11 protein-coding genes and 1 tRNA gene are annotated in these 12,181 nt (G+C 66.1%); 9 read left to right on the forward strand and 3 right to left on the reverse strand.

All coding sequences use genetic code 11. The annotated features are described in order from the left end of the window. Positions 1-275 precede the first annotated feature (275 nt). The 7 genes from AC1C2U_RS10600 to AC1C2U_RS10630 all read left to right on the forward strand — a co-directional run bounded on the left by AC1C2U_RS10600 (position 276) and on the right by AC1C2U_RS10630 (position 7,995). Positions 276-1,445, forward strand: a complete 1,170-nt coding sequence (locus tag AC1C2U_RS10600; RefSeq protein ID WP_495361696.1) for an ROK family transcriptional regulator — start codon at positions 276-278, stop codon at positions 1,443-1,445. Continuing rightward, positions 1,442-2,623, forward strand: a complete 1,182-nt coding sequence (locus AC1C2U_RS10605) for a Gfo/Idh/MocA family protein (protein ID WP_495361697.1) — start codon at positions 1,442-1,444, stop codon at positions 2,621-2,623. The genes AC1C2U_RS10600 and AC1C2U_RS10605 overlap by 4 nt, the downstream gene beginning before the upstream one ends. A 65-nt stretch (positions 2,624-2,688) precedes the next feature. After that, a complete protein-coding gene (locus AC1C2U_RS10610) occupies positions 2,689-3,981 on the forward strand; it encodes an ABC transporter substrate-binding protein (protein ID WP_495361698.1) in 1,293 nt (430 codons plus the stop codon). Between the two features lie 14 nt (positions 3,982-3,995). Then, complete coding sequence (locus AC1C2U_RS10615; protein WP_495361699.1) at positions 3,996-4,970, forward strand: carbohydrate ABC transporter permease; 975 nt, start codon at positions 3,996-3,998, stop codon at positions 4,968-4,970. Beyond that, complete coding sequence (locus tag AC1C2U_RS10620; RefSeq protein ID WP_495361700.1) at positions 4,960-5,841, forward strand: carbohydrate ABC transporter permease; 882 nt, start codon at positions 4,960-4,962, stop codon at positions 5,839-5,841. Before AC1C2U_RS10615 ends, AC1C2U_RS10620 begins: the two co-directional genes overlap by 11 nt. A gap of 31 nt (positions 5,842-5,872) precedes the next feature. Further along, a complete protein-coding gene (locus AC1C2U_RS10625) occupies positions 5,873-6,922 on the forward strand; it encodes a Gfo/Idh/MocA family protein (protein ID WP_495361701.1) in 1,050 nt (349 codons plus the stop codon). Further along, on the forward strand, positions 6,919-7,995 hold the full coding sequence (locus AC1C2U_RS10630) for a Gfo/Idh/MocA family protein (RefSeq protein ID WP_495361702.1): 1,077 nt from the start codon (positions 6,919-6,921) through the stop codon (positions 7,993-7,995). Before AC1C2U_RS10625 ends, AC1C2U_RS10630 begins: the two co-directional genes overlap by 4 nt. 15 nt (positions 7,996-8,010) lie before the next feature. Here AC1C2U_RS10630 and AC1C2U_RS10635 read toward each other — a convergent pair whose 3' ends face one another. Next, positions 8,011-8,820, reverse strand: coding sequence for a helix-turn-helix transcriptional regulator (locus AC1C2U_RS10635; protein ID WP_495361703.1), 810 nt, complete (start codon positions 8,818-8,820; stop codon positions 8,011-8,013). Between the two features lie 162 nt (positions 8,821-8,982). Between AC1C2U_RS10635 and AC1C2U_RS10640 the strand changes: the two genes are divergently transcribed. Beyond that, the gene (locus AC1C2U_RS10640; RefSeq protein WP_495361704.1) at positions 8,983-10,476 is read left to right on the forward strand and encodes an MFS transporter; all 1,494 of its coding nucleotides are present in this window, start codon (positions 8,983-8,985) and stop codon (positions 10,474-10,476) included. Positions 10,477-10,558: 82 nt separating this feature from the next. On the opposite strand, the gene AC1C2U_RS10645 is transcribed toward AC1C2U_RS10640, so the two are convergent. Next, a tRNA-Gly gene (locus AC1C2U_RS10645) sits at positions 10,559-10,629 on the reverse strand. Positions 10,630-10,711: 82 nt separating this feature from the next. Then, entirely contained in the window at positions 10,712-11,605 is an 894-nt protein-coding gene (locus tag AC1C2U_RS10650; RefSeq protein WP_495361705.1) for an NAD(P)-dependent oxidoreductase, read from the reverse strand. Between the two features lie 112 nt (positions 11,606-11,717). On the opposite strand from AC1C2U_RS10650, the gene AC1C2U_RS10655 reads away from it, so the two are divergent. Next, on the forward strand, positions 11,718-12,077 hold the full coding sequence (locus AC1C2U_RS10655; RefSeq protein WP_495361706.1) for a winged helix-turn-helix transcriptional regulator: 360 nt from the start codon (positions 11,718-11,720) through the stop codon (positions 12,075-12,077). Positions 12,078-12,181 lie beyond the last annotated feature (104 nt).

Genomic DNA, 12,181 nt, shown 5'->3' on the forward strand with positions numbered 1-12,181 from the left:
TCGCCAAGATGATCTCCGGTGGGGAAGCGGCTCTCAGGAACCGATGGAACGTGTCACAGGTCGAGCGCCGTCGCAGGAAGCCGCTCGGTTTCTTGCTCGGCGGGATGGCACGCCTCTGAAGATCATCATCGCAGTACGGCCGGCGACCCGCGGTATTCGCGGCCGGGATGCAGGGGCGGCGAGGTGAACGCGATGGTCGCACGGTTTCGATAGGCGGTTTTGTAACCTGCTAGCGTTATGCCCGAGCGATGACGCCGACGGAGGAGAACGGTCGAATGAACACATTTGGTCCAGCTGACATTCGTCGCGCGAATGCGCTCTCCTGCGTTCATGTGCTGCGCAGCGCGTCGTCCCCACTGACGCTGAGTGACATCGCACAGCGAACCGGGTTGTCACGCCCGACGGTCGATGCCGTCATCGCCGCATTCGAGCAGCGAGGTGTCGTCACGAGCTACGCGGCCGAAGGTGCATCCAGTGCCGGAGGGCGACCTGCGCGCCGTTTCGCGTTGGAGGCGACGAGTTCACTCGTCGCAGGCATCGACGCGGGGCCTCGAAACGTTCGCGTGCTCATCGCAGACCTCAGGGGCCGAGTCATCGCCCGTGTCGAGCGCAGCTTCGAGGGCTCCCCCGAGAGCGAGGAACGTCTTCGATTCGTCGGCGACACGGTCGTGCAGGCACTGGAGTCGACCGGGCTTGCCCGCACGCGTCTGCGTGCGGCGTGCATCGCAGTGTCGGGAATCCTCGGGGATGACGGTCGCCTCGCACACAGCATCGCCGTGCCCGCATGGAACGGTCTCGCAATCGCCGAAGAGCTCGGCGCCCATCTCGGGTGCGATGCGTTCCTCGAGAACGACATCAAGCTCGCCGCGTTCGCCGAGCACCACATGGGCGCCGCGCAATCCGTGGAGAACATCCTCTACATCCAAACGGGCAACCGGGTCTCCCTGGCACTGACCTTCGACGGCCAGATCTTCCAAGGAGCCCACAACAGCTCGGGCGAGGTCGGCAGCCTGCGCGGCATGCGATGGGCCAGCAACTCCGTGAAGGGTCAACTCACGTGGAAGAGCGCCGACACCGCGGAAGGCGTCTTCGCGAAGGCTCTCGATGGTGACACGGCCGCGCTCGACGAGGTGCGCACGTTCACGAAGGAGATCGCTCCGCTCATCACGACGGTGAGCCTCGCCGTGGACCCTGCACTCATCGTCGTCGGAGGTGGCCTCTCGCACTCCGCCGACCTGTTCGTCGACATGCTCAGCGCAGAGATCCACCATCTCAGCGTGCTCGCCGACAAGCCCCCCGTGGTGGCGTCCCCACTGGGGTCGGTGGGAACAGCGCTCGGAGCGCTCGCACTCGCATTCCAGAAGTCATCCACCCAGCTCTTCGGAATCTCAGGAGTCCCCGTGCCCGACATCACGACGCCGACCGATGCGAATGAGACCGTGTGAGCACCGCACTCCGAGTCGGACTCGTCGGTGTCGGCGCGAGAGCCGGTATCGGCCGGTGGGTGACGGGGCAGGGCACCGCCGCAGAGCTCACCATCGTCGCCGACCTCCGCCCCCAAGCCGAAGAGCGCGCGCGCTCGCTCTTCGGCGACGGGATCGCATTCGTCACCGACTACCGGCAGTTCGCAGAGTACGACCTCGACGCCGCCGTCATCACGACGCCCGATGACGCGCACGCCGACGTCGCGGAGTTCCTGTTGCGCGCTGGAATCGCCGTCTACCTCGAGAAGCCGCTCGCGATCAGCCTCGCAGAATGCGATCGCATCCTCGCTGCGGCCCATGAGTCGGGAAGCAAGCTGTACGTCGGTCACAACATGCGTCACATGAGCGTCGTGCGCACCCTGCGCGACGTCGTGCAGAGCGGGGCCATCGGCGAGGTGAAGGCCATCTGGTGCAGGCACTTCGTCGGCAACGGCGGCGACTACTACTTCAAGGACTGGCACGCCGAGCGCAGCCGTGTCGGGAGCCTCCTGCTGCAGAAGGGCGCCCACGACATCGATGTGATCCACTGGCTCGCGGGGGCCTATACCGAGCTCGTCACCGGCATGGGCGACCTCATGGTCTACGGCGGCGTCACCTCCCGCCGAGACAACGCCGACCGTCTCATGGGCGACTGGTTCAGCTCCGACAACTGGCCTCCGACTGAGCAGACCGATCTCAACCCCGTCATCGACGTCGAAGACATCTCGATGATCCAGATGCGGCTCGCCAATGGCGTACTCGCCTCGTACCAGCAGTGTCATTTCACGCCCGACTATTGGCGCAACTACACGATCATCGGCACGCACGGGCGGGCCGAGAACTTCGGTGACTCGTCAGGCGGCGTGGTGCGCGTGTGGAACAAGCGGCACGAGTACCAGGAGCACGGTGACCTCGAGTTTCCGATCGACGGTGACGAGGCAGGTCATGGAGACGCCGACCAGCTGACCATGGCCGAGTTCCTGCGGTTCGTCCGCGACGGCGGTGCGACCGAGACGTCGCCCGTCGCCGCCAGACAGGCCGTCGCGACGGGCATCACAGCTGCCGAGTCGCTGCGGGACGGGTCGAGGCCACGAGCCATCGCCCCGCTCCCCGTCGAAGTACAGCGGTACTTCGACAGGCATCAGGTCGAGGCTGACTGACCGGCACTCGGTCGACGGCGCAGACGGATGTCCCCTCCCATGAACGAACGAAAGTGAGAAGCCGCATGCGGTTCCTGAAAAGAGGCCTCGGCGTCGCCGCGATCGCCGTCCTGCTGTCCGGTTGCGCGTCTGGCGCGGATTCCGGCTCCAGTGAGATCGATGCCAACGCCGACCCGGCCGACGTCACCGGGGACGTCTCCTACGCCATCTGGGATGTCAACCAGCAGCCGGCGATGGAGGAGCTCATCGCCGACTTCAACAAGACCTACCCGAATGTGGAGGTCTCCATCGAGCTCACGGCGTACCCGCAGTACTTCACCAAACTGCAGACTCAAGGGTCATCCGGAACTCTGCCCGACGTCTTCTGGATGAACGGGCCGAACCTCCAACTGTTCGCCTCCAACGGCCTGCTGGCACCTCTCGAGCCGTTCGAAGAGGCGAAGGTGCTGGACACGGCCGACTACCCAGAGGCGATGAACGACATCTACACTCTCGACGGCGTGCAGTACGGCGTGCCGAAGGACTTCGATACGATCGCCGTCTTCTACAACCGCGACATCCTCTCGCGTGCCGGCGTCGCCGAGCCGACGTCCGACTGGACGTGGGACGAATACCACGCGGCCGCGAAGCAGATCAGCGACACGTTGGGCGGCGAGGGGATCATCGGCTCGGGTGACAACTTCGACACCCAGGCGATGGTCTACCCCTCCATTCTGAGCAACGGCGGAAGCATCATCTCCGACGGGGAATCGGGCTACGACGACCCGAAAGCGATCGAAGCACTGCAGTTCTGGGCCGACATGGTCGCAGACGGATCCATGCTCACTCCCGCACAGAATGCCGACACCACGGGACTGACGAAGTTCACGAACGGGCAGGCCGGCATGATGTGGACCGGCAACTGGCAGGTCTCCGCGTTGCTGGAGTCCGTCGTCAAGGACGACGTCACCGCCGTCGAACTGCCGCTCTCCCCGTCGGGTGATCGCCAGACGGTCATTCACGGCATCGGCAACGTGCTCAACGCGAAGTCCGCCGGCGACCCCGCAGCGCAGGCGTTCCTCACCTACCTCGCCTCGGAGGAGGCCGCCATCATCCAGGCGGAGCTCGGCGTGGCGAACCCTGCGTTCAACGACACCCAGCAGGCCTTCGTCGACTCGGCTCCCGACTACAACCTCCAGGTCTTCGAGGATGCCGCGACGGAGTACTCCCAGGCATTCCCGGTCTCGAAGAACACGAGCGCCTGGAACAAGCTCGAGACCGAGCTGCTGCCCGAGGCCTACTCGGGTGAGCGCCCCGTCGACGAGGTCGCGCAAGACCTTGCGGAGCAGATGAACGAAGCCCTCGCCAAGGAGAAGTAGGAACGATGGCCTCGATGAGGAATGGGGTGGGTGTCGCCACGGCACCCGCCCCGGTGCCGGGAGCGTCTCCTGTCGCACCCGCACCCGCACCCGCGCCCACGGGGCACCCGCGCCGATCGGTCGACGGGTACTGGCCGATCCTGTTCGTGCTGCCGCTGTTCATCGGTGTTGCCGCGTTCTACCTCTGGCCACTCCTGCAGTCGTTCTACTTCAGCTTCACCGAGTGGGGCGTGTTCGGCGGAACGACCTGGACGGGGCTGGACAACTACGTCCGGCTCTTCAGCGACCCCAAGGTGTTGCGCTCCATTCTGAACACCGTCATCTACACCGCGATCCTCCTGCTGGGCATTCCCATCGCAACCGTCTTCGCGAGCCTGCTGAACCGCCCCGGGCTGAAGTTCGCGATGGTGTATCGCACGTGCTTCTTCCTTCCCTACGTCGCGATGCCGACCGCCATCTCGATGGTGTGGAAGATCATCTACAACCAGGACTACGGGGTCATCAATTCGGCGCTGCGCGTCTTCGGAATCGAAGGCCCAGCGTGGATCGCCACGGAATGGTTCGCACTGATCGCGGTCGCAGTGCTCGGACTCTGGATGTCCATCGGCTTCAACATGATCGTGCTCTCCGCCGGTCTCAAGGGCATCCCTGCCGAGCTCTACGAGGCATCGTCGATCGACGGAGCGACGCAGACCAAGCAGTTCTTCTCGATCACGGTTCCCCTCCTGACGCCGTCGATCTTCTTCCTGTCGGTGATGACGCTCATCTCCGGCTTCCAGCTGTTCGACCTGCTGTACGCGCTCCTCGGGCCGACCAACCCCGTCATGCCCAAGACGCAGTCGCTCGTCTTCATGTTCTACGACGCTGCGTTCCTCGCGAACGAGAAGGGGTACGCCTCCGCCATCGCCATGTTCGTGCTGGTGATCATCGCGGTGTTCACCTACGCGCAGTTCAAGCTTCAGCGGAAGTGGGTTCACTATGTCGACTGATACTTTCGCCCTCTCGACCGGTCGTCGCGGAACCCGCGCGACGACGGGCCGGATCAATCACGGAAGCAACTGGGTCGCACACACGATCCTGATCATCGTCTCGCTGCTGATGCTGTTCCCCTTCATCTGGCAGATCAAGCTTTCTATCTCCACCGAGGCGGAGATCATGGCGATCCCGCCGAACTTCTGGCCGACGGGAGTCGAATGGGAGAACTACGTCGAAGTCTTCCAGCGGCTTCCGTTCCTCAGCCAGTTCTGGGTCTCGCTCGCGGTCACCGCACTGCGCACCGTGGCACAAGTCATCCTGTGCTCGATGGCGGGCTACGCCTTCGCGCGCATGCAGTTCAGGTTCAAAGGGCTCCTGCTGGGCCTGATCCTGTCGATCCTCATGGTTCCCGGACAGGTCTACCTGATCCCGCAGTACCAGATCGTGCAGAACCTCGGCCTGCTGGACACGATCGTCGGAATCGCGCTGCCCGGCCTGTTCAGCGCGTTCGGGACCTTCCTGATGGTGCAGTACTTCAGAACGATGCCGCGGGAGCTCGAGCAGGCCGCGCGCCTGGACGGATGCAACAGCTGGCAGATCTTCTGGCAGGTCATGCTCCCCCTGGCGAAGCCCGGCATGGTCTCGCTCGCGATCATCACGATCCTCGCCTCGTGGAACGACCTGCTGTGGCCGCTCGTCGTCGCCAGCACGCCGGAATCCATGCCGCTCTCCGTCGGTCTGGCCACCCTCCAGGGGTATCGCGCCAGTGTGCACACCGGCGTGTTGATGGCAGCATCGCTACTCGCGATGGCGCCCGTGCTCATCTCCTTCATCGTGCTGCAACGCCGCGTCGTCGAGGGCATCGCCTTCTCCGGCCTCAAATAGTCCTCCTCCTGCCCGAAATCGAAAGGCACTCATGCACCACGCGGAATCGTTGGCATCCGAATCCACCGCACTCGTCGTCGGTCTCATCGGCGCAGGCGGCATCTCCCGCGTTCACGCCCCCGCGTGGAAGGAGATGGGCGCGCACGTCCTGGTCCATTCGCAGCAAGGGGCTGCGGCGCTCGCCGAGCAGTTCGACCTGGAAGTCGTCGCGAGCTACGACGAAGTCCTTCGCCGTGCATCGATCATCGACATCGTGACGCCGACGCCGTCCCACGAGGAGATCGCCCTGGCCGCGATCGCCGCGGGCAAGCACATCGTCTGCGAGAAGCCCCTCACGCTCACGGCGAAGTCGTCGCGCTCGGTGTACGAGGCGGCCGAACGCGCGGGTGTGCAGATCTACCCTGCGCACGTCGTGCGTTTCACCGCGCCATACGCTGCCGCGCACCGCGCGGTGACATCCGGTGAGATCGGACGGGTCGCCGTCGCGCGCTTCTTCAGGGAGGCATCCAGCCCCGCCATCGGCACCTGGTTCCAGGATCTGAAGGCCTCGGGCGGCATCATCATGGACCTCATGCTCCACGACCTCGACCAGGCACGGTGGACCTGCGGGGAGGTGCTCACCGTCTTCGCAGTGCAGAACCCGCCGACGGTCGACGATGTCGTGCCGTCGTTCGTGTCTGCGCACGTCACGCTCACGCATGTCGGCGGTGCGATCTCGCACATCCACGCGACGTGGGGTGCGACGGGCACGAAGTTCAAGACGGGCTTCTCGATCGCGGGGGAGGAGGGCGTGCTGACCTACTCCTCGCTGGAGAACACGGGCCTGACACCCGAGCTGCAGGGACAGTCGGAGGGCGCCCTCACCATTCCGACGAGCAACCTGCGGGAGAGCCCGTATCTCACCGAGATCCGCGAGTTCACTCGTGCGTTCCACGGCGGGCCCGCGCCGCGCGTGAGCGCGGAGGACGGCGCGTTCGCCGTCTATCTCGCCGAGGCCGCACAGCAGTCGCTGTCGACCGGCAAGGTCGTGACCATGTCGGAGTTCAGCACCAGGCCGACACGACAGGAGAATGCAGCGTGATCACGGAGAAGCCCCTGAAGGTTGCGATCGCGTCCTTCGCCCATGTGCACGCCGCCGGCTATGCGAAGGCGCTTCTGGCGCTCGACGTCGAGGTGATGGCGAGCGACCCGGATGGCGCGGCTGCACCCGATGCCGCACCGCGCGGCCCCGAACTCGCCGCGAAGATCGGTGTTCCGTACGCGGACGACTACGACGCGCTGTTCGCATGGGGTCCCGACGCCGTCGTCGTGACGAGCGAGAACGTGCACCACCGAGCGCTCGTGGAGCGAGCGGCGGCCGAGGGTGTGCACGTGCTGTGCGAGAAGCCGCTCGCGACGGAGGTCGCCGACGGGCAGGCGATGATCGCCGCCTGCGAAGCCGCCGGCGTCATCCTGATGGTGGCCTACCCCGTGCGGTTCGCCCCGCAGTTCGCCGCCCTGCGTCACGCTGTCGACACGGGCCGCCTCGGCGAGCTGTTCGCGATCGTCGGCACGAACAACGGGAAGATCCCGATCGACTCGCGGCAGTGGTTCACCGACCGGGAGCTCGCCGGGGGTGGCGCGCTCGTCGATCACGTCGTGCACTGCGCCGACCTGATCGATGCGCTCACCGGCGGCGCGCGAGCCGAATCGGTGTACGCCGTGGCGAACAACATCCTGCATTCCGAGAAGAACGTGAGCGTGGAGACGGGCGGGCTGGTGACGATCACGTACGCCGGCGGACTCATCGCGACGATCGACTGCTCCTGGAGCCAGCCCGACACCGCTCCGAACTGGGGCGGAGTCTCGTTGAAGGTCACGGGCACGCGCGGCTCGGTGGAGATCGAGCCGTTCGCCGAACACGTCGGCGGTATCGGAGTGCGCGGCGGCATCCGTCTCGGCTATGCAACGGATGTCGACGCGCTCCTACTGAAGGAATTCCTCGGCGCGGTGCGCAGCAGCGGCGAGGCCGTGCCAGGGCGCCCCCCCGTTGCGCAGCCCCAGCCCGATGGCGGCGTTGGGCTGCGCACGCTCGAGATCGTCGACGCTGCGCGGCGTTCCGCGGCGACGGGCGTTCCCGTTACGGTGCAGCGCGAGGAGGCACAGCGGGTGTGAAGGACCTCCCCCGGTTCAGCGCTGGAGCGAGGCGACCTCTGCTGCAACCGATGGGGCGATCGTCGCCGACAAGAGCGACACCGCTGCGGCATCGGATGAACCGGGGTCGGCCGCGTGGGTCATCATCCGCTGCCCGGTGGTGCCGGGAAGGTGGAGCACCTCGAAGTTCAGGTCGAAGTCTCCGACCTCAGGGTGGTGGAAGCGCTTCACTCCACTCACGCACTGCTGCACGGGGTGCTTCGCCCACAGCGCGGCGAACTCGGTGCTCTTGAGAGTGAGCTCGCCGATGAGCTGCGTCAGCTCGGCGTCATCCTGGAACTGGGCGGCGGTGAAGCGGAGCGACGCCACCGCGAGGGTGGCCTCCTCTCGCCAGGAGCGGTAGAGGTCTCTCGTATGGGGGTCGAGGAACAGCAGGTGCGTGAGATTCGGTCGCTCCGAAGGTCGGGAGGGGGCATCGAAGTCCAGGTGCCCCGCGAGGAGCGCATGGCCGAGCGGATTCCACGCGAGTACTTCGTTCCGCCGGCCCATGACGACCGCCGGCACGTCGGACATCGCCTCGAGCAGGCGGATCGTGCCGGGTCGGGCCTGATCGGGTCGCGCCGGGCTGCGGCGCCTCGCCCGCGTCGGCCGCGCCAGATCGTGCAGGTGCGCGCGCTCGTCATCGTTGAGGTACAGCGCGCGAGCGATCGAGTCGATGACGGACTCGGAGGCATTCGTGGACTGCCCCTGTTCGAGCCTCGTGTAGTACGTGGCCTCAGGGGTGAGCAGTGCGCGCCGGGCTCGAAGGAACTCACCGAGCTCGTCTGATCCTGTTCTGCTGTCCATGCATTCATTCTGGGTCTTCCGGCAGGAAACAGCCTGCCCTTGCCAGTGCTAGGCAGTCGGGGGATCGGATGAGGCGGGTCTGGTTGCCCTGCGTGGGTCGGCGCAGAGTGATCTCACGGCGCCCTCCGGCGCCGCGATCACTCCACACCAGAAGGAGCCGGGATGTCCAACACCTCCCAGACCATCGATTCCACTCGACCTGCGACTGCGACTGCGGTTGCCTCTGCGTCTGCGGGTCCGTCCCAGGCAGCAGCGACCCGTTGGACGGGTCGGCAAAACCTCGTGCTCCTCGTGCTGTTCACTGCGAGCTTCACCTTGGCCGTCGACTTCTCGATCCTGAACGTCGCCCTGCCGAGCATCGGCGCCGACGTGGGCTTCTCCATCGATCACCTGCAGTGGATCGCGACGTCGTTCGCACTGCCGGCGGCGGGCTTCACACTCTTCTTCGGTCGCATCGCGGATCTGTTCGGCCGCCGCCGGCTCTTCCTGATCGGCATGGCCTTGCTCGGCGCAGCCTCGTTGGCCGGTGGCCTCGCGCAGGAGCCCGTGCTGTTGATCATCGCCAGAATCGGGCAAGGTGTGGCGACGGCGATCGTCGTGCCGGCGGCGCTGTCGCTGCTCACCACCTCGTTCGCAGAAGGCCCGCAGCGGAACCGGGCGCTCGGCCTCAACGGAGCGCTCATGGCCGCCGGGTTCACAACCGGGGCCATCCTCGGCGGCGTGCTCACCGATGTGCTCAGCTGGCGGTGGGCGTTCTTCATCAACGTCGTCGTTGCGGTCGCGGTGCTCGTCGTCGCGCCGTTCGTGCTCAAGGAGAGCCGGCCTGAAGACCGCCCGAGGCTCGACTTCGCCGGCGCCGTCACCGTGAGTCTCGGCCTGCTCGCACTCGTCTACGGTCTCACGACGGCCGGCGAGACGTCGTGGGGCAACCCGTTGGCGTGGGGATCACTGCTCGTCGGCGCCGCGCTCCTCCTCACCTTCTGGGCGATCGAACAACGTGTCGCGAACCCGCTCGTTCCCGTCGGGATCCTGAAGCGGAAGACGGTCGCCTGGGGCAACACCGCCGGCCTGCTCGCGTTCGCCACCGAGACCTCGCTCGTGTTCCTCTTGACCCTGTACCTGCAGCAGGTACTCGGCTACACGGCGCTCGCCGCGGGCCTCTCGTTCGCCGTGCTCGGAGTGGGCACGGTGCTCGGCGGAATCGTCGGCCCGAAGCTCATCGCCCGGTTCGGTGCGCGGCGGGCGATCGTCGCGGGCTTCCTGGTGCAGGCGGCCGCGACTGCCCCCCTCGTGTTGCTCGGCCCAGAGTCCAGTTGGATCATCCTCCTACTCGCGGCTACGTTCGTCGGCGGCGTCGCCAACCTGGTCGCGATCGTCGGATACGTCGTCACGTCGACCTCAGGTCTGCCCGATGCGGAGCAGGGCCTCGCAACGGGCCTGGTCACCATGAGCCAGCAGGTGGGCATCACGATGGGGATCCCGATCATGTCGGCGATCGTGACCGCGCACGTGAACACGCTCGGCGACACAGGCCCGGCCGGAGTGCTGAGCGGGATCACGATCGCCATCGCGGCGAACGCGGTGCTGTGTGTGATCGCGGCCGTTGCCGTCGCGCTCGCCTTGCGCTCGACCGCGTCGGAGAAGGCCGCTGCGTGAGCGCGCTCGTGCGGCGGGCACGCCGGGTCTGAACTCTCATTCGTGGGCTGAACTCCCGCGGAATTCCGGGGGAGTTCGACGGAGCGGATGACGGGAATCGAACCCGCGCTATCAGCTTGGGAAGCTGAAGTTCTACCATTGAACTACATCCGCACGCGGCATCCGTCCGACGAATGCACGGTCACCATGCTAGCAAGACGTGCCGCGCTGTTCCTCCCCGATCTGGCGCTAATGGTCAGGCGGCCTCTGCGGCGCGCGGGTGCGCGATCATCGCCTCGTAGACGCTGCCCGCGCCGTGCTGAGAGTACCCGAGCGCGACCGTGCGCTGGTAGAGCGCCCGAACCGCAGCAGGCAGCGTCGCGTCGATTCCCGCGTCCTCGCTGGCGATCGTGATGTGGTCGATGCCAGCCGCCATCATCGCGAGGCTCGCGCCGTCGTTCGGGTACGCACGATCGTCGATCTCCTTCGCGGCGCCCTGCAGGAAGTACGGCATCTGCTCGAAGGTCTCGACGGCGTACGGAAGGAACGTCTCCGCGCGCACCCCGGCCGACGCGAGCAGGGCTGCGGCATGACTCGTGCTCACCACCGCGGTCATGACGATGGCGAGCTGGGCTTGATACCAGAGCAGGGCAAGCCCGGGTTCCGCGCCGACGTATTCCGGTCTGGCGATGCGCGCGAGAGTACTGGACCAACGGTCGAATACCTCGCGAGGCCCGCTGTAGAACGCATACGCCGATTCGTCGCCGACGAGCGACGCGGGCACCATGATGCCGGCCGTGATGAAGGCGGCGCCGTGCTGCTCGGCCCACACGGCAGCGCGCTCCGCCTCGCGCGGCGTGTCGGAGCTGAGGTTCACCAGGACCTTCCCGGCGAGCCGCTCGGCGACCGGGCCGAGCATGTCGTACATCGCCCGATAGTGGGTGAGGCTGATCAGCACGAGGTCGGCGGCGTCGAGCGCTTCGGCCGCGGTACCTGCACGACGAGCGCCCGCGCCCACCACCGCGTCCGCGCGCGAGGCCGTGCGGTTGAAGACGGTGACCGGCAGCCCCTGGCCGAGCAAGGTCGTGGCCATCGCCTGGCCCATCGGGCCGAGCCCGACGACGGTGACCGCGGGCAGTTTCTCAGACATGAATCCCTTTCGTGAAGAAGTGGTTGCCTCCCAAGGCTCTGGCAACACGGTAATCTTGACAAGTACCGACTTCTAAGTCAGGTACTTACCAATAGGTCAGTGAAGGGTCGGTATGAAACGCCAGCATCGGCCCTATTCCTGCGGGATCGACGCTGCGATCGACGTGATCGGCGGCAAATGGAAGGCCCTGATTCTCTGGGGCCTGTACTCCGGTGCCCAGCGATTCGGCGAGCTGAGGCGACAGCTGCCCGGCATCACCGAGAAGATGCTGATCCAGCAACTGCGCGAGCTGGAAGCCGACGGAATCGTGCACCGGGAGGTGTACCAACAGGTCCCGCCGAAAGTCGAGTATTCGTTGACTGCGCTCGGGGTGTCACTGAACGAGTCGCTCGAGTCGCTCGGCGCTTGGGGCACGAAGCACATGGACCGTATTGCCTCAGTCCGTGAAGGCGCGGCCCCGCTCGTCCCGTAGTCGGGCACGGTGGGGTTCTCGTCGCTCGAGGGGAGTATGCGACGCTCGGGACCACCGGGAGATCACAGAACGCCGCCAAATAGCGCCACCAGTCACACGATGCC

Source organism: Agromyces sp. Y575 (assembly GCF_059445445.1).